General features: G+C 68.0%; 15 protein-coding genes and 1 pseudogene. 12 read left to right on the forward strand and 4 right to left on the reverse strand.

Annotated features, from left to right (window positions below):
* Positions 1 to 324 precede the first annotated feature (324 nt).
* The 6 genes from modA to ACK59X_RS18010 all read left to right on the forward strand — a co-directional run bounded on the left by modA (position 325) and on the right by ACK59X_RS18010 (position 5,946).
* On the forward strand, positions 325 to 1,104 hold the full coding sequence (modA, locus tag ACK59X_RS17985) for a molybdate ABC transporter substrate-binding protein (RefSeq protein ID WP_409959379.1): 780 nt from the start codon (positions 325 to 327) through the stop codon (positions 1,102 to 1,104).
* A gap of 18 nt (positions 1,105 to 1,122) precedes the next feature.
* Positions 1,123 to 1,776, forward strand: a complete 654-nt coding sequence (modB, locus tag ACK59X_RS17990; RefSeq protein ID WP_409959381.1) for a molybdate ABC transporter permease subunit — start codon at positions 1,123 to 1,125, stop codon at positions 1,774 to 1,776.
* Between the two features lie 9 nt (positions 1,777 to 1,785).
* Positions 1,786 to 2,484: an ATP-binding cassette domain-containing protein gene (locus tag ACK59X_RS17995; protein WP_409959383.1), complete on the forward strand. Its 699-nt coding sequence runs from the start codon at positions 1,786 to 1,788 to the stop codon at positions 2,482 to 2,484.
* A 286-nt stretch (positions 2,485 to 2,770) separates the two neighbouring features.
* Complete coding sequence (locus tag ACK59X_RS18000; protein WP_409959385.1) at positions 2,771 to 4,489, forward strand: RecQ family ATP-dependent DNA helicase; 1,719 nt, start codon at positions 2,771 to 2,773, stop codon at positions 4,487 to 4,489.
* Positions 4,490 to 4,579: 90 nt separating this feature from the next.
* Complete coding sequence (locus ACK59X_RS18005) at positions 4,580 to 5,410, forward strand: transglutaminase-like domain-containing protein (protein ID WP_409959387.1); 831 nt, start codon at positions 4,580 to 4,582, stop codon at positions 5,408 to 5,410.
* 155 nt (positions 5,411 to 5,565) lie between these two features.
* The gene (locus ACK59X_RS18010) at positions 5,566 to 5,946 is read left to right on the forward strand and encodes a response regulator (RefSeq protein WP_409959389.1); all 381 of its coding nucleotides are present in this window, start codon (positions 5,566 to 5,568) and stop codon (positions 5,944 to 5,946) included.
* 49 nt (positions 5,947 to 5,995) lie between these two features.
* Here the strand turns inward: ACK59X_RS18010 and ACK59X_RS18015 are convergent, their stop codons facing one another.
* Positions 5,996 to 9,184, reverse strand: coding sequence for a WD40 repeat domain-containing protein (locus tag ACK59X_RS18015; protein WP_409959391.1), 3,189 nt, complete (start codon positions 9,182 to 9,184; stop codon positions 5,996 to 5,998).
* 298 nt (positions 9,185 to 9,482) lie between these two features.
* On the opposite strand from ACK59X_RS18015, the gene ACK59X_RS18020 reads away from it, so the two are divergent.
* Complete coding sequence (locus ACK59X_RS18020) at positions 9,483 to 9,866, forward strand: hypothetical protein (RefSeq protein ID WP_409959393.1); 384 nt, start codon at positions 9,483 to 9,485, stop codon at positions 9,864 to 9,866.
* A gap of 223 nt (positions 9,867 to 10,089) precedes the next feature.
* Here the strand turns inward: ACK59X_RS18020 and ACK59X_RS18025 are convergent, their stop codons facing one another.
* On the reverse strand, positions 10,090 to 10,269 hold the full coding sequence (locus ACK59X_RS18025) for a hypothetical protein (protein ID WP_409959395.1): 180 nt from the start codon (positions 10,267 to 10,269) through the stop codon (positions 10,090 to 10,092).
* A gap of 173 nt (positions 10,270 to 10,442) precedes the next feature.
* A complete protein-coding gene (locus ACK59X_RS18030; RefSeq protein WP_409959397.1) occupies positions 10,443 to 11,225 on the reverse strand; it encodes a 3-hydroxybutyrate dehydrogenase in 783 nt (260 codons plus the stop codon).
* A gap of 117 nt (positions 11,226 to 11,342) precedes the next feature.
* Between ACK59X_RS18030 and ACK59X_RS18035 the strand changes: the two genes are divergently transcribed.
* Both ACK59X_RS18035 and ACK59X_RS18040 read left to right on the forward strand, forming a co-directional pair.
* Positions 11,343 to 12,317 (forward strand): alpha/beta fold hydrolase, encoded by a 975-nt coding sequence (locus ACK59X_RS18035; RefSeq protein ID WP_409959399.1) that lies wholly within the window; start codon positions 11,343 to 11,345, stop codon positions 12,315 to 12,317.
* Positions 12,314 to 14,542 (forward strand): RelA/SpoT family protein, encoded by a 2,229-nt coding sequence (locus tag ACK59X_RS18040; protein WP_409959401.1) that lies wholly within the window; start codon positions 12,314 to 12,316, stop codon positions 14,540 to 14,542. Before ACK59X_RS18035 ends, ACK59X_RS18040 begins: the two co-directional genes overlap by 4 nt.
* A gap of 9 nt (positions 14,543 to 14,551) precedes the next feature.
* Here the strand turns inward: ACK59X_RS18040 and ACK59X_RS18045 are convergent, their stop codons facing one another.
* On the reverse strand, positions 14,552 to 15,214 hold the full coding sequence (locus ACK59X_RS18045; protein ID WP_409959403.1) for a GntR family transcriptional regulator: 663 nt from the start codon (positions 15,212 to 15,214) through the stop codon (positions 14,552 to 14,554).
* 193 nt (positions 15,215 to 15,407) lie between these two features.
* Here ACK59X_RS18045 and ACK59X_RS18050 point away from each other — a divergent pair, with 193 nt between their 5' ends.
* The 3 genes and pseudogenes from ACK59X_RS18050 to ACK59X_RS18060 form a co-directional block, all read left to right on the forward strand.
* Positions 15,408 to 16,286 (forward strand): NAD(P)-binding domain-containing protein, encoded by an 879-nt coding sequence (locus ACK59X_RS18050; RefSeq protein WP_409959405.1) that lies wholly within the window; start codon positions 15,408 to 15,410, stop codon positions 16,284 to 16,286.
* Between the two features lie 44 nt (positions 16,287 to 16,330).
* On the forward strand, positions 16,331 to 17,308 hold the full coding sequence (locus ACK59X_RS18055; protein ID WP_409959407.1) for a Bug family tripartite tricarboxylate transporter substrate binding protein: 978 nt from the start codon (positions 16,331 to 16,333) through the stop codon (positions 17,306 to 17,308).
* A gap of 37 nt (positions 17,309 to 17,345) precedes the next feature.
* Positions 17,346 to 17,528, forward strand: a pseudogene (locus ACK59X_RS18060) (RraA family protein); the annotation flags it as partial.

Here is a 17,528-nt window from a genome sequence, read left to right on the forward strand (position 1 = left end):
ACGCAGCGAGTTCCGCGGTGCACCCCAGGACCGAGCATCGCAGGCTGCCCCACTCGCCGCCAGGCGAGTGGGGACACGGGCAGCGGGGTCGCCTTTCTTTGGGGTACGTTTCTTTGGCGACGCAAAGAAAGGTACCTCGGCCGCCGGGCCGAGACCCGGCTCCCGCCCTCAACTAAAGCATGCCGTTAAAACAGTCGCCCTGGCCGCCCGCAGTGAACTGCAGCTGAACATACCCGATAGCCCGTATCCCAGCGAGGGAAACCAGAAACGTCTTGTTATGATTTCGCTATTACTTTCTAGAATAGCGAATCGAAAGGACCTGAGATGATCCATACGAAGACCTCCCGCCGCTGGCTGGTAAAGGCCACCCTGCTTGCAACGCTGACCGTCAGCGCCATGGCATCGCACGCGCAGGAGGTCACCGTCTCTGCCGCGGCCAGCCTCACCAACGCCTTCAAGGCCGTGGGCCAGGCCTTCGAGAAGACCCGCCCCGGCACCAAGGTTACCTTCAACTTCGCCGCATCGGGCCCGCTGCTCGCGCAGATCCAGCAGGGCGCACCGGTGGATGTGTTCGCCTCGGCCGACCAGGAGACCATGGACCGTGCCGCCAAGGCCAAGCTGCTGGCCGAAGGTTCGCGCGCCGACTTCGCACGCAACACGCTGGTGCTGATCGTTCCGTCCACTGCCACTGCCACGGCGACGCCGCAGAAGCTGGCGGACCTGGGCGGTGCCGCCTACAAGCGCATCTCCACCGGCACACCCAGCTCCGTGCCTGTGGGCCGCTACACCATGGCCTCGGTGCAGGAGGCCGGCCTGACCGCAACGCTGGAGCCCAAGTGGATCTATGGCGAGAGCGTGCGCCAGGTGCTCAACTACGTCGCCCGCGGCGAAGTGGACGCCGGTTTCGTCTACCGCACCGATGCGCTGATCGAAAAGGACAAGACCCGCATCGCGCTGACCGTGCCCACCACCACGCCGGTGAGCTACCCCATCGCCCAGGTCGCCGCCAGCAAGAACGCTGCCGTGGGCAAGGACTTCATCGCCTTCGTGCGCAGCGACGCGGGCCAGCAGATCCTGGACAGCTTCGGCTTTTCCAAGCCCTGACGCGGGGGCTGCGCTGCCTTGCTGACCCCTCTCTGGCTCACCCTCAAGATCGCGCTGCTCGCCACGCTCGTGGCGGGCGTGGTGGGCATCGCCCTGGGCTGGTGGATGTCGCAGCGCCGCTTTGCGGGCAAGAATGTCGTCGATGCCCTGCTGATGCTGCCCATGGTGCTGCCGCCCACGGTGCTGGGCTATTACCTCATCGTGGTGATCGGGCGCAACGGCGTGCTGGGCCAGTACCTGGACCGCTGGTTCGGCATCAACCTGATGTTCACCTGGCAGGGCGCCGTGATCGCCGCGTCCCTGGTGTCGCTGCCGCTGATCTACAAGGCCGCGCGTGCGGCCTTCGAGGACGTGGACACGCGCATCCTGCATGCGGCGCGCACCCTGGGCGCAGGGGAGTTCGAGGTGTTCCTGCGCGTGACCTTGCCGCTGGCCATCCGCGGCATCACCGCAGGGCTGATGCTGTCCTTCGCGCGGGCCATGGGGGAGTTCGGCGCCACGCTGATGATCGCCGGCAACCTACCGGGCAAGACGCAAACCCTCTCCATCGCCATCTACGACGCCGTGCAGGCCGGCAACGACGCGCAGGCGCTGTGGCTCACGCTGGTGATCTCGGTGGTGTGCATCGTCGTGCTGGTCGTCTCCGGCCGCATGCTGCAGGCGAAACATTGATTGACTGACATGGACCCCATCCTCGACGTCCAGGTGCAGACCCGGCTCGAATCTCCGGGGCGCAGCTTCGAGCTCGACGTGCGCTTTGGCTCGACCACCGCGCGCACCGCGCTGATCGGGGCCTCGGGCTCCGGCAAGTCCACCGTGCTGATGGCCATTGCGGGCCTGGCGCCGCATGTGACAGGCCATGTGCGCGTGGCCGGTACGGCCCTGCTGGATACCGCGCGCAGCATCGACCTGCCGGCGCGCGAGCGCCGCGTGGGCCTGGTGTTCCAGGACTACGCCCTGTTCCCCCACATGACGGTGGCGCAGAACCTGGCGTTCGGGCTGTGCCGGCCGGGCCAGAAGCCGGGCGCTGCCGGGCGCGAGCGCATCGATGCGCTGGTGCGCCAGTTCGATCTGGAGGCGCTGCGCGACGCCTGGCCCCGCCATCTGTCCGGCGGCCAGCGCCAGCGCGTGGCCCTGGCCCGTGCCCTGGCGCCGCAGCCCCAGTTGCTGCTGCTGGACGAGCCGCTGTCGGCGCTCGATACGCAACTGCGCATTCGCCTGCGCCAGGAACTGGCCGAGATGCTGGAGCGCGTGCAGGTGCCCACCTTGCTCGTCACGCACGACCCGAGCGATGTGGAAGCCCTGGCCCAGTCGGTGGTGCACCTTGACCAGGGTCGGGTGGTGGCTTCTGCAGCCATGAAGAGCCCTGCTGCTGCGTGAGCGGCACGGCCGCGACTTCCAGCGGCACGACAGCGGGCACGAGGGCCGCAAGGGCCTGCTGGCCTCGGTGGGCAACTGCCCTGCAACGCGGTAAAGCCTTGGGGCGATGGGGCTGGCAGCGCATGCTGTCTTACAAGCGTGTGCGCGGCATTCCGGCGCGGGGTGCAGGCGGGGCTTTCCACAATCGGCCTCATCCATCACACGCCGCGCCAGCACCGACGGGCGCGGGCCCGATATGAGTACTTTAGTTCGCCGACCCACTGTCCGTTCACCCTCTGCCCCGCCATTGCTGGAGCTTTCTGGCCCGAAAGCCACCGACAAGACCGCCATCGACAAGACCCTGCGCAAGGTCTTTGGCTTCAAGCGCCTGCGGCCCGGCCAGTCGGATGTCGTGCAGCGCGTGCTGCAAGGCTCCAGCACATTGGCCGTGATGCCCACGGGCGCCGGCAAGTCGCTGTGCTACCAGTTGCCGGCGCTGCTGTTGCCGGGCACCACCGTGGTGGTCTCGCCCCTGGTGGCGCTGATGAAGGACCAGTGCGACGCGCTGCGCGACCTGGGCGTGGCCGCGGTGCAGGTCAACAGCGCCATCGGCAGCGACGAGCTGGCCGCGGCGCGCCAGGCCATCGAGTGCGGCAGCGCACGCATCGTGCTGACCACGCCCGAGCAGATGGCCGATCCGGCGCTCATTGCACCGCTGGCGCGGCACAGCGTGAGCCTTCTGGTGGTGGACGAGGCGCACTGCATCGCCCAGTGGGGCCACGACTTCCGTCCCGCCTTCCTGGAGATCGCCCCGGCCGTGCGCGCGCTGGGCCGGCCCACGGTGCTGGCACTCACGGCCACCGCCAAGCCAGCGGTGATGAAGGAGATCGTGGCCCAGTTCGGCATTGCCGCCGGCAATGTGGTGCAGACCGGGGCCTACCGGCCCAACCTGCAGTTGGCCGTGGAGCAACTGGGCCGTGCCGCCGACCGCCTGCCGCGTGCGCTGGAGCTGGTGGCGGCCAGCCAGGGCCCGGCCATTGTCTACACCGCCACCGTGAAAAATGCCGAAGAACTGCACGGCAAGCTGGCCGCAGCCGGTGAAAGCGTGGGCCTGTACCACGGGCGCCTGCCCGCCGCCCAGCGCGCCGAAGCGCAGGACGCCTTCATGGACGGCCGGGTGCGCGTGATGGTGGCCACCAATGCGTTCGGCCTGGGCATCGACAAGCCGGACATCCGCTTCGTGCTGCACTACCAGATGCCCGCGAGCGTGGACGCCTACTACCAAGAGGCCGGCCGCGCAGGGCGCGATGGCGGGGACTCGCGGTGCACGCTGCTCTACGTGCGGCAGGACCGTGCGCTGCAGCAGTTCTTCGCCTCGGGCCGCTACCCCATGCTGGCCGACCTGCAGGCCGTGCATGCCACGCTGCTGCACACCGCGCCCGCCGGCGGCTGGACGGCCGATGCCATTGTCGAGGCCGCCGCACGGCCGCGCGCCAAGGTGCTGGTGGCGCTGAGCCTGCTGCGCAGTCAGAAGGTGGTGCGGCGCGACCGGGCCGGCCGCTTCACCCTGGCCCGCGAACTGGACGACGCGGCGCTGGAGCCCCTGCTGGCGGCCTACCGCCGCCGCCGCGAACAGGACAGCGCCACGCTGGAGGCCATGGTGGCCTACTCCCAGAGCGGCCGTTGCCGCTGGCAGGCGATACTGTCGGCGCTGGGCGATGAGGCGGTCGCCGCCGATGGCTGCGGCCGCTGCGATAACTGCCTGCGCATGGCCGAGCTGTCGCGCCTGGCGCCGGCCGTGGCCACGCCCGAGCAGCCCATCGAGGTGCGGCCGCAGCCAGCGAGCGCGCGGCCGGCCTTCACCGATGGCGATGCCGTGCGTGCCAAACGCTATGGCGCCGGCCAGGTGGTCGAGGCCAATGCGCATTCGGTGACGGTGGAGTTCCCGAACGGGGCGCGGCGCACCTTTCTGCCGGAGTTCGTGCGCGCGGCGCGGCGCTCTGCCCCGGTGGCACTGGCGGCGTAGGCCCACGGGCCAGGCGGCGCGGTGGCGGGGAGCGGATTTGAGGGGCATTGGCGGGCATGGCATTCGCTGCCAGCCCCTAGACTCCCCCGCATGAACCAAACCTTCGTCAAGTTGCACGCCACCTGCCGAATGACACTGTTCGCCGACATGGACTGTGCCGTGGTGGCCATGCTGCGCCCGCGCAGTGGCGACTCGCAGTGGATGGTGCAGGAGCGCTACGAGCTGACGCCCGTCGTGCCGATGACGGAGTATGTGGACGACCATGGCAACCTGTGCCAACGGCTGAAGATTCCGCAGGGGCAGATGCGCATCGAGGTCGACATGATCATGATCACCGACACGCACATTGCGGTGGATGCGAGCGCCAAGGCGGTGCCGGTGGAGGACCTGCCCTTCGAGGCGCTCAAGTACCTGCTGCAAAGCCGCTACTGCCCGTCCGACAAGATGCAGGACAAGGCGCGCGAGATCGTGGGCGATGCCTCTCCGGGCTATGGCCAGGTCGAGGCCATCCGCAGCTGGGTGCACCGCAACCTGGAGTACCGCTACAACGTCAGCAGCGGCACCACCGACGCGCTGGACACCCTGAACGATGGCGCGGGCGTGTGCCGGGATTTCTCGCATGTCGCCATTGGCCTGTGCCGGGCCCTGGACATCCCTGCCCGCTACGTCGTGGGCTACCTGCACGCGCTCGACCCCATGGACATGCATGCCTGGTTCGAGGCCTTCGTGGGAGACCGCTGGTATGCTTTCGACGGAACCCAGGCCCATGCAAGGGGCGGGCGCATCGTGGTAGCCTACGGGAGGGATGCGGCCGATGTCGCGTTCCTGTCGTACTACGGTCCGCTCGAAATCACGCTGATGAACGTGCGCGTCGAAGAGATTGCGATGGAGGCTCCGCTGACCTTTCCGCTGCGGGCCTGACCTCCGCTGGACAGCCCCGCCGGCCCGGCAGTGCCTGCCCGTCGGGCGCGAACCTGCCGCACCCGCTACACCTGCCACATGGCGATGGCGGCACCTGCTACCCCAACCTGATGTATGTGCAGTGCCTGTGCCAGGCGCCGCATCCCCCATTGAAGATGCCTCTCGTCACCCTTCTTGTAGAAGACAACAAACCCATTTGCGACACCCTGGTCCCGGCGCTGGAGGAGGCTGCCAACGCGCAGGTGGTGGCCATTGCCAAAACTTCGCTGGGCGCGACGCAAGCGCTGGCGCGCTGGCGCGGCAAGTGGCACCTGCTGGTGGTCGACCTGCACCTGGGCCAGGGCTCGGGCCTGGACGTGCTGCAGGCCGTGGGCCCGCGCTCGTCGGACCAGCATGTGCTGGTGCTGTCCAACCACGCCACGCCCGAGATGCGCGCGCGCTGCCTGGCTCTGGGGGCGGATGCGGTGTTCGACAAGGTGACCGAGCTGCAGGCCTTCTTCGATCACTGCACGCAGCTGCCCGAGGTGGTGGTCTGATGGTGCTGGGTTGGCGGGGCTGTCCGCCAACCCCCACCGTGCATGGGCCTTACCAACGCAGCGGCGCGGCCTCGCTGCCCCAGAAGATCCAGCGGCGCAGCTCCACATAGGGCGACGAGCCGATGGCGTAGGGGTCTGCGCCCACCCCTGTGCCTGCCTTCGCGTCCACCTGTGCGTCCACTTCCGCGCGCTGCAGCAGCACCAGGTAGCCGCTGCAGGTGCCTGCCAGCAGCAGGCGGCCGTCGGGCGATGCCTCAAGAGCGCTGACGGTGCCGCCGATGTGGTGGCGCCACACTGCGTTGCCGCTGTCGTCCCGGGCGTGCAGGTAGCCATAGGCGTCGCCCAGGATCACCATGCCCGGCAGCGTGGCCGATGCGTAGACGCGGCATTCGGTGTCGATCAGCGTGCCCTCGCTGTCCTGTGCATCGGCCACGCGGCTGGCCACGGTGCTGCCGTTGTAGAAATGGCAGGAGTTGGCCCACAGCAGCGCGCCGTCGTGCGAGAAGCGGGTGTGGTGCGGGTAGGACTCGGTCACCAGCGTGCGCAGCACCCGGCCCTGCGCATCGAGCAGGATGTGCATGCTGTCCTGGTCGCCCAGGGCAATGTGCCGCTCGTCGGGTGACAGCGCCATGTGCAGCATGTCCAGCGCCAGCTGGCGCGGGGCGGTGTTCTCGTCCTCGCCCTCTTCGCCATCCCGGTCCTCGTCTTCGTCATCATCATTGGCGTCGGCACCGTTCTCCGCCCCCTCCTGCAGCTGGTTCTTGGGCCAGCTGTAGGGGCCGTCGTCATCGAACTCCTGCGGGTGGATGCGCTGCACGCCGCCGGGTGTGAGCAGGTACACGCCCGTGGGGTTGCGCAGCAGCGCGCGCTGGCCATCGTTGAAGGGGATGATCTCGTCGCAGCGCTGGCCCAGCGCGCCTGCGGACAGGCCCAGCGCGGTGGGTAGCCCCTCATTGCCCTGCGGCAGCGGCAGTTGCGCGATCTGGGGCCCGCCAAAGCCCTGGTGCGTGGTGATGTGCGTGCCATCGCTCTGCGCATAGCAGCGCCCGTCGTGCGAGCGCCCCAGGCCCTTGAGCGCAGGCAGCGGCGTGAGCGCCGGGCCCTGCAGCTGCACCCAGTGCACCTCGGGGCTGTAGTCGGCGCCGATGCGCGCCACCAGGCCGGCACCGTCCGCCAACTGGAACACCGGGCCGATGGCCTGGCCCTGTTCCGACGCCAGGGCGGCATAGGCATCGGGCGCAAATGCAAAGCGCTGGCGAAACCGCTCGGTGAGCGCCTCGTCCGCATGGCGGCTGACCACCCGGGCCAGCTGCAGCACCGTGGCGGCGCTGGCCTCGCGCGGGTCGCCGGGCAGCGTGCTGTTCGGGTCGTCCTGCCCGGCATCGTCATCCCATCGTGGTGGCTGGTAGCCGGCCGCTTCGGCGGCGGCTGCTGCTGCCTGCGCCGCGTGCTGGTGGGCGCGGATGGCCGCCACATAGGCCTTGCCGCCGGCCTGCCACTCCCCGGACAGCTGCAGCAGTTCGGGCGGGAACACGGCCGCATCCGGCAAGCCTGGGGCCAGCGGCGGTGCGGCCAGCAGTTGCACCGCGGCCTCGATGCGCCGGGCCTCGGCCTCTTGGGCCTGCTGCCGGGCCCGCTCGGCCAACTGCTGGTCGTGCACCTCCAGCAATGATGCCTCCGCCATGCCCACCAGGCGCAGCAGCCGCGCACAATGGTCGGCCGCGCCACGCGGCAGTGGCGGGCGGTGTTCGCTTTGCCGCTGGCTGTAGGTGAACTCCACCGGCTCCCGGCCTTCGCCTGGGCGGTCGATGTCGATCTGGTAGTTGCCGTGGGCGTCGTGCTCCGCGTCGCCCGGCCCGTCCTCGCCGTTCTCCCAGCTCACATCGAGCGCGCGGCACCAGAACTCCCCATCCCGCATGCAGGGCTGGCGTGCACCCAGCCACACATCGTCGAACCAGGTGCCACGCTTGTCGGCGTCCCACCAGTCGTTGTACTGCTCGGTGAACACGGGCAGCAGGGTCAGGCGCTCGATGCGCGCGGCGGTCAGCTCGGCCTTCAAGCGCTGGTGCAGCGGGTAGCCCGCGCGCGCCTGGCCCACGGCGCGGCGCACATAGTCGAGCACGCCGCGCCATGCTTCGTCGCACGCCTCGTGCACCTCCTCGTCGGCGTGCTTGTCCAGCGTGGCCCAATTGCCGGGTTCGCCATCGGTGTACTCGCGGTACAGCAACGAAAGCTTGGCACTCGCAGGGTTGGGCGCACGCCGGGTGGGCCGGGCTGGGGCTGCAGGCGATGCGGCCAGGTAAAACTCCCAGGTCTTCCACACCGTGATGAACATCCGGTCGTCGTGCTGCGTCCCTTGTGCGTCCACATGGCGGCGGCACAGCGAGAAATGGGTCTGCGCGAACCAGCCTTCGGCGGTCTGCTCATCGTCCTCCAGCACCGCCGAGTTCACCAGGGCCTGGATGTTCGCTGCGCTGATGGCCTCGTCGGCAAACAGGTCGTTGGCCAGGGGCAGGTCGGCGTGGATATCGCTGCTGCTGCGCACGGGGCTCTGGCCCGCGCGCACGGCGGCCACCACGCGGTCGCGGTCCAGCAGATCGGCCAGGCCGTCTTCGCCATCGTCGATGCCGTTGTAGAAGCCCGGGGCAAACACCAGCCCTGCGGCCTCGTTCGAGAACTCCACCAGGTTCGGTACGCCGCGCACCTCGTCGAGCAGAAACTCCACTTCTTCATCGCCATGGATGTGCATGGCGTAGTCTTCGCTGAACACCGCCACGCGCGCCACCAGGTCGCCGCCCACATGCAACTCGCCAGGCTCGCCGTGGCCCCACAGCAGGCCATCGACCCGTAGCGTGCCCTGCACATGCAGTTGCAGCCCTTCCACCACGGCATGCTGCAGCTGCGTATTGCCCAGCACGGTGAGGTGGCTGCTGCCGTAGGCGTCGCCACCGCTCAGCGCGCCGTCGATCTGCAGGTTGCCGTCGATGAGCACCAGGACCAGATGCCCGGGCGGCGGCCCCGGCAGACCGGAGGTGGCCTGGGCCAGGGCGCGCAGCGCGCTGCCGGGCTGCAGGGGCGCGTCCAGGTCCAGCGCGGGCAACTGCAGGTCACCGCTGACCCAGGCCACGGTGGCGTCGGCCAGGGTGTCGGGCTCGGACTGCAGTTGCTCGGCCATCGGGCCGTCGGCGGGGAGCAGGTGGGCCACGTCGGCCAGGGGTACGAAGCGCAGGGTGGGCATGGGCGGGACGGGCGGGGTGCGCCCGAGGGTCGTTGAGGCAATGAATGGTGTGGCGGGGCCTGGCGCTGGCAGCGGCCCGCAGTGGGCGCGGCACGGGTGTGCTGTTCACGCCCGCAGCCCAGCCAATGTAGGCGGCAATGGCGGGCGGACGCGGCCTTTCGTCACAATGAAGTGCCCATCCGTCGATTTGTTCCGCATTGGCGTGCTGAGTTGGGTGCCAGCTCCTGCCCGCATTCCGTCGAGCGACCGGGCATCTAAGATCACAGCCAGCCTAAACCAGCCATCTCACCCATCGCGCATGATCTGTATCGAGATTTCACTGAACGGCAAGCTGCTGTGGCGTGCCGGTATCGAGAACGCGACCATGCTCGCACCCATGATCGGTTCGTTTGTCGGGTCAGAAGACCTGGCCGATCTGCATGTCAGTGGCATGTGCGAGTTGCCGGGTGAGCGAAGCGCACATGTGGACTGGGGTGAGCCGGCGGTATTGCGTGCGGGTGACGTGGTTCGTTTCGCAGTGGGGACAGTGGGTATCCGACACTTCCCCATGAAATCAGGGCCACCGACTCTCCTGAGCATCTGGGGGTGCAGCGCGAGTTTGAAGCGTTTAACAGCACCTTCGTGCCGCCCGACGCGCCAGCCATCCGCCGATGGCCTGCGGTTGCATACCGTTGCAGCGTGAATGGCGAATACCGTGCAACCGCATCGTTGGTGCAAGAGGAAGAGCACATACTCTGCTCGCTTCTCTGGGGCCAATGGAACCCCGACTGCTGCCGGGTCTTTGTGCGATCCTTCAACGGCGCAAGCCAGAGCGATGACCGGGAATGGCTCCGGACCCATCTTGCACTCGGAGATTCTTTGGAAGTCCAAGTGCTGAACACCTGAGCCTTCTGCTGCCCCCAGGACTACGAATACAGCAGCGTAACCGTGAGCCCGGCACCCAGGATGATGGCGAGCGCGGCCGCCTGCCCGAGGTGCTGCGCACGCCGGGGGTCGATCTTGAGGGCGCGGCCGGTGGCCATGCCGATGCCCGAGGCGACGACATCCACCATGAACCACGCCATGACTTCAGCGACGATGGACATTTGCCCTCGATTGAAAGTGGTTGGTGGGTTCATTATGGGCGCCGCCGCTGGCGCATGCCACAAACGCATTACTTCAAATTGCAACGCCCTTGCGTGCGCCCTTGACCGCCGCGCGATGGCAGGCCAGGCGCGGCGAGCGGAGCAAGCGAGTGCCGTGGCAGGGAGGGGTACGCCTACTGCGCAGCCCAACCCCCATCCATGTTCCACGCCACGCCGCGCACGTTGTTGGCGGCGGGGGAGCAGAAGAACACGGCCAGTTCGCCCAGTTCTTCGGGGGTGGTGAACTGCATGGACGGCTCTTTTTCGCCCAGCAGCAGCTTCTTGGCGTCTTCGTTCGACAGGCCGTGCTCGGCGGCCTTGGCGTCCACCTGTTTTTGCACCAGGGGGGTCAGCACCCAGCCGGGGCAGCTGGCGTTGCAGGTCACGCCGGTGGTGGCGTTCTCCAGCGCGGTCACCTTGGTCAGGCCGACGATGCCGTGCTTGGCGGCCACGTAGGCGGCCTTTTGGGCCGAGCCGACCAGGCCGTGCACCGATGCCAGGTTGATGATGCGGCCCCAGTTGGCGGCCTTCATGGCGGGCAGGGCCAGGCGCGATGCGTGGAAGGCGCTGGACAGGTTGATGGCGATCACCGCGTCCCATTTCTCGACCGGAAAGTCCTCCACGTTGGCGACGTGCTGGATACCCGCGTTGTTGACCAGGATGTCCACGCGGCCGAACTGGCTGGCGCTGTACTTCATCATGTCCTCGATGTCGGCCACGCGGCTCATGTCGGCGCCGTGGTAGGCCACCTGGGCGCCGGCTTCCTTGCCGGCGGCCAGCACTTCGGCGCGGGGGCCGTCCACGTCGCCGAAACCGTTGAGCACCACGTTGGCGCCCTGGCGGGCCAGGGCCTTGGCGATACCCAGGCCGATGCCGCTGGTGGAGCCGGTGACGAGGGCGGTTTTGCCTTTGAGCATGTAAGGTACTCCGAATGAAATATGAATTAGGATGAAGGCAACGCCGGGGCCAGGTGGCCTGGCTGGCGTTGGATTGAACGCGGGCATTATCAAGTGCCGCTACCGGATTTCGCACCCATGATAGAACCTACGCTGAACTACGTACTGTGCCCTGGCCCCGGGGCCGCTGCGGTGCCTGCCGGTCAAGACCCTGTTGCCGCCAGGCCTGTCACAGGCCCGCAGCACCGCATGGCGTATTGGGAGTGGAACGCCACGGGCAACCCGGCCCACCCGCACGTCATCGTCTGCGTGCACGGCCTGTCGCGCCAGGGGCGCGATTTCGACGTGCTGGCCCGCGAGCTGAGTCGCCATGCCCGCGTGGTCTGCCCCGACGTGGTGGGCCGCGGCCAGAGCGAATGGCTGGCCGACCCCATGGGCTACCAGATTCCCCAGTACGGTGCCGACATGGTGGCCCTGCTGGCCCAGTTGCACCAGCAGGCGCCCATCGCCACCCTGGACTGGGTGGGCACCAGCATGGGCGGGCTGATCGGCATGGGCATCACCGGCCAGCCCGACCTGCCGTTGCCCGCACCGGTGCGCCGGCTGGTGCTCAACGACGTGGGCCCGGTGATCCAGTGGCAGGCGCTGCAGCGCATCGGCCAGTACCTGGGGTTTCTGGCCAAGTTCGAATCCCTGCAGCAGGCGGCCGATGCCATGTGGGCCATCTCCACCAGCTTTGGCCCGCACACGCCGGCCCAGTGGCTGGAGCTGTCGCGCGCCATGGTGCGCCCCCTGCCCGAAGGCGGGGTCACTTTGCACTACGACCCGGCCATTGCCGTGCCGTTTCGCACCGTGACCCAAGAGACTGCCGCCGCGGGCGAGGCCTTTTTGTGGCAGCTGTACGACCAGATCCGTGCGCGCACGCTGCTGCTGCGCGGCGCACAGTCGGACCTGCTCTCGCACGAGACGGCGCAGGCCATGGCCGCGCGCGGCCCGCGTGCGCAGTTGGTGGAGTTTGCCGGTGTGGGCCATGCGCCCACCCTGGTGGCGCCTGACCAGGTGGCTGCCGTGCGTGACTTCCTTCTGGCGGGAGAGGGTGCCCCCGCCGCATGAAGACGCTTGCCCCGCCCCCCGGCCCGCCGCTGAACACGGCCGAGGCCGTGCCCCAGCTGATTGCGGCCACGGCCCATACCTTGCCCGAACAGGTGAACGCCCTGGCCCGGGCCCGTGCCTTTGCCGAGCCGCTGATCGCCAGCGAAGCGCTGGACTCCGGCGAGAACACCCTGGCCCACGCCGACGCCGTGGCCGCCATCCTCAAGAGCATTGGCGGGTCCGAGGCCATGCAGGCCGCCAGCTACCTGGTGTACTCGTGCGTGCACCTGAACAAGCCCGAAGAGGTCATCACCAAGGCCTTTGGTGCCAACTTCGCGGCGCTGGCGGTGGAGACCACCAAGCTCGTGCGCGTGCAGCAGCAGGCGCGCGGTGCCCAGGCGCTGGACGACCCCGCCCTGCAGACCGAGAACGTGCGCAAGATGCTGCTGGCCTTCTCGCGCGACTTGCGCGTGGTCATGCTGCGCCTGGCCTCGCGGCTGCAGACGCTGCGCTTTCACGCGGCCACCAAGCTGCCCATGTCGCCCAGCCTGGCGCGCGAGTCGCTGCAGGTGTTTGCACAACTGGCCAACCGCCTGGGCATCTGGCAGGTGAAGTGGGAGCTGGAGGACCTGTCCTTCCGCTTCCTGGAGCCCGACACCTACAAGGAGGTGGCGCGCCTGCTCGACGAAAAGCGCGGCGAGCGCGAGGTCTACATGGAGCAGCTGCGCGCGCGGCTCGAATCGGACCTGCGCGCGCGCAGCATCAGCGCCAGCGTGCAGGGCCGGCCCAAGCACATCTACAGCATCGTCAAGAAGATGCGCGGCAAGTCGCTCAACTTTGACCAGGTGTACGACATCCGCGCGCTGCGCGTGGTGGTGCCCACGGTGAAGGACTGCTATGCCGCGCTCAGCTGGGTGCACCAGCGCTTTGCGCCCATCGTCGAGGAGTTCGACGACTACATCGCCAAGCCCAAGGCCAATGGCTACCAATCGCTGCACACCATCGTGCGCGACGACCACAACGGCAAGCCCATCGAGATCCAGATCCGCACCCAGGCCATGCACGAGCATGCCGAGCACGGCGTGGCCGCGCACTGGGCCTACAAGGAGGCGGGCGCCAAGGGCTATGTGGGCGTGTCGGCCACGGGCGAGTACGACGCCAAGATCGCCGTGCTGCGCCAACTGCTGGCGTGGGAGCGCGACCTGGCCGGCGCCGCGCAAAAGAGCAATGGCCTTTTCGAAGACCGCATCTACGTGTTGACGCCCGAGGCCGCCGTGGTGGACCTGCCCCAGGGCGCCACCCCCGTGGACTTTGCCTACAGCGTGCACACCAACCTGGGCCACCGCTGCCGCGGTGCCAAGGTCGACGGCGTCATGGTGCCGCTGAACACCGCGCTGCAGAATGGCCAGACGGTGGAGATCGTCACCGTGAAGGAGGGCCGGCCCTCGCGCGACTGGCTCAACGCCGAGCTGGGCTACCTCACCAGCCACCGCGCCAAGGCCAAGGTGCGCGCCTGGTTCAATGCCCAGGCCACGCACGAAACCGTGGCCCGCGGCCGCGAGGCCGTGGAGCGCCTGCTGCAGCGTGAGGGCAAGACGGCCGTCAAGCTCGACGACCTGGCCGTGCAGCTCGGGTTCAAGTCGGCCGACGCGCTGTTCGAGGTAGTGGGCAAGGACGAGTTCTCGCTGCGCAACATCGAGACCGTGCTGCGCCCGGCCGAGCCGCCGCCGAGCAGCGACGACTACCTGCTGCTGAAAAAGCCGCGTGGCAATGAATCATCGAGCCCCAAGGGCGGCGTGCTGGTGGTGGGCATCGATTCGCTCATGACCCAGCTGGCCAAGTGCTGCAAGCCCGCGCCGCCAGACGACATCCGCGGCTTTGTCACGCGCGGCAAGGGCGTGAGCGTGCACCGCTCGGACTGCAGCAATTTCCGCGAAATGGCCGCGCGCAACGGCGAGCGCGTGATCGACGTGGACTGGGGCCTGCCCAAGGCATCGGCGGCCGACAAGCCCGCCGTCTACCCCGTGGACGTGGCGGTGGAAGCCGCCGACCGCCAGGGCCTGCTGCGCGATATTTCCGAGGTCTTCGCGCGCGAGAAAACCAACGTCATCGGCGTGCAGACCCAGTCCGTCAAGGGCACGGCGTGGATGACCTTCACGGTGGAAGTGGCCGACTCGGGTCGGCTCAACAAGGTGCTGGGCATCGTGGCGGGCGTGCAGGGGGTGCGCTCGGCACGGCGGCGGTAAAAACCACCGCTACGGTGCCGGGGCCTGCCGGTACTCGCCCCGGTGCTTCATGAACCGGTGGTACGACATGCGCAGGTGCAGTTGCATCACCTGGCGCGCCAGCTCGCCATCTCGGGCGCGCACGGCGATCACCAGGTCGCGGTGGTGGTGCACGCTCTGCACCAGCTCTTCAGGCGTGTAGATGTAGAACGAGCGCTTGATGATCGGCATGTCGATCATGGTCGCCATCATGGATTTGAGGCGCGGCGACCCCGAGGCCTCGATCAGCGCGTGGTGAAAATCCCGGTTGGCCGACTGCACCTCGCCAATGCCGTCCGGGCCCGCTGCAATGCCGGCCTCCATGCGCTGGTTGCTGGCCTCCAGCTCGTCGGCCAGCCCTTCGGCCCCGCGCGTGGCCGCGAGGAAGGAGGCGTATGGCTCCAGCAGCATGCGCAGTTGGAAGGTCTCTTCCACATCCCAGTCGCTCCACTCCGACACGCGGATGCCCTGGCCAGCGCCATCCGTGGCCAGGCCGTCTTCCACCAGTCGGTGCAGCGCGTTGCGCACCGGTGTGCGGCTCAGGCCCAGGTCGCGTGCGATGGGCTCCTCCTTGAGCTGCTCGCCCGGGCGGTAGTGGCCGCCGATGAGCCGCTGGCGCAGAACCTCATACGCCTTGTCTTTCACGTTTTGCACTGTTTTTGCACCAGGGTGGGGTGTGGATGGGTGTGCTGATTCTAGAGGACAGACCTGGGAACGGATTGCTTGGACTGGTGGCTGCTAAAAATACAAATAAAGTGCAAAGTAGGTCTGAGATACGGGAAATCCCTGTGATCGTTTGGCGGGTTGGATTCGTAAACTGCCATCAATGTTTTAAATTTGTACTTTTATGAAATTCGCAATCCTGGGTGGTGGAATGGTCGGCGCCTGCTACATGCAGGCCTTGCTGGAGCAGGGGCACAGCCTGCTCGGCCTGTGCGACCTGCAGCCGAATGCGGCAGTGGTGCAGGCGGTGCATGCCGCAGGCGGGCAGGTGCACACCGTGCCTGGTGCCTGGCTGGCGGGTGCTGATGTGGTGCTGAGCGCGGTGTTCGGCACCGTGGCGCGCAGTCTGTTCGAGGCCAGCCTGCCGCACCTGAAAGAGGGCGCGGTGTATGTGGACATGACCACGGCCGACCCGCAGGAGATGCGCGCATGCGGCGAACTGGCCCGGCGCGGCGCACAGGGCAGGGCGGTGCACTTCGTGGACGTGGCCATCACCGGCGCCGTGAACCTGGGCGGTAAGAAAACGCCGCTGCTCGTGGCGGGTGGCAAGGCCGGTTTTGTACAGGAATTGTTCCTGCCCTTCGGCGGATCGGTCCGCGCGGTGGGCGAACAGCCGGGCGATGCCGCCGCGCTCAAGCTCCTGCGCAGCATCTACACCAAGGGCATGGAAGCCCTGGCGGTGGAATGCCTGGTCACCGCCGAGCGGATGGGCCTGCGCGAGCCGCTGTATGCCGTGCTGCAGGACATCGACGAGACCCCTTTGCGCACGCTGATGGAGTCCATGGTGCGCACGCACATCCCGCACTCGGCACGCCGCCAGAGCGAGGTGGCCGAGGCCCAGCAGCAGATGGTGCGCAACGGCCTGGCGCCGGTGGTGTCGCCTGCCGTCGAGGCGCTGTTCGCCGCCACGGCGCAGGCGCAAGCCGCACAGCCCTTCACCGGCACAACCACCGATGAGGCCATCGCCTGGCTGGGTACCCGCGTGCTCGCCAACCGTCCCTGATTTGCGCGCCGGCGCCAACCGAAACCACCGTAGGAGACACCTCAATGACTTTGACACGACGTACCCTGGCATTTGGCTGCCTGCTGGCCCTGGCTGCGGCAGCACCCGCGCACGCCCAGGGCACCTACCCGCAACGGCCCGTCAAGTTCATCGTGCCGTTCCCGGCGGGTGGGGGCACCGACAACCTCACCCGGCTGGTCGGCACCAAGCTCACCGATGCCTACGGCTGGGCCATCGTGGTGGAGAACAAGCCCGGCGCCGGCGGCAACCTGGCGCTGGACCAGACGGCCAAGGCCCCCGCCGACGGCCTGACCCTGGTGATGGCGCAGACCGACAACGTGGTGCTCAACCCGCTGCTGTACTCCAAGCTCACCTACAACCCCGACAAGGACCTGCGTGCCGTGGCCCTGGTGGCCGCCGGCCCGGCCGTGCTGGTGGTGAATGCCGACTCGCCCTACAAGACGCTGGACGACATCATCCAGGCCGCCAAGAAGGACCCCGGGCGCCTGAGCTTTGCCACGCCGGGCACTGGCACCATCTCGCACATCATCAGCGAGGCCTGGCAGAAAAGCTCCGGCGTGAAGTTCACACACGTGCCGTTCCGCGGCATGGCGCAGGCCATGCCCGACCTGCTGGGCGGGCGCATCGACATGTACATGGGCTCCATCCCCACGCTGCTGTCGCACATCCAGTCGGGCAAGGTGCGCGCCATCGGCGTGACCACGGCGCGCCGCTCCAAGCTGCTGCCCGACGTGCCCACCTACACCGAGTCCGGCATCAAGGGCGTGGAACTGGCCAGCGTGTGGGGCGTGATGGCCCCGGCCGGCACGCCCGACGCCATCGTCAAACAGCTCAACGAGGCCATCAACAAGGTGGTGAACGCACCCGAAACGGCCAGGAAGATCGCCGACTCCGGCGCCGAGCTCATCACCGGCACGCCGGACGATATGGCCAAGCTGTATGCCAGCGACCGCGCGCGCCTGGCTCCCATCGTCAAAAGCTCGGGCACCACGCTCGACTGAACGATTCCTTTTCATTCCTGTTCTTGAGAGACGCACCATGATCGGCTGCCAAATTTTGAAACGACAACGCGCCGTGGGCCTGGAACTGGCCCGGCAATTCCTCGACGTGCCGGTGGCCAACGTCAGCGACTGCATGTCGCGCATGACGGCTGGGGGCGCCCGCCTGCGCCCCATGCACGACGGCACCGCCATGGCCGGCCCTGCCTTCACCATCAAGACC

This window comes from Acidovorax sp., from assembly GCF_046339755.1.
GTDB lineage: Bacteria > Pseudomonadota > Gammaproteobacteria > Burkholderiales > Burkholderiaceae_C > Acidovorax.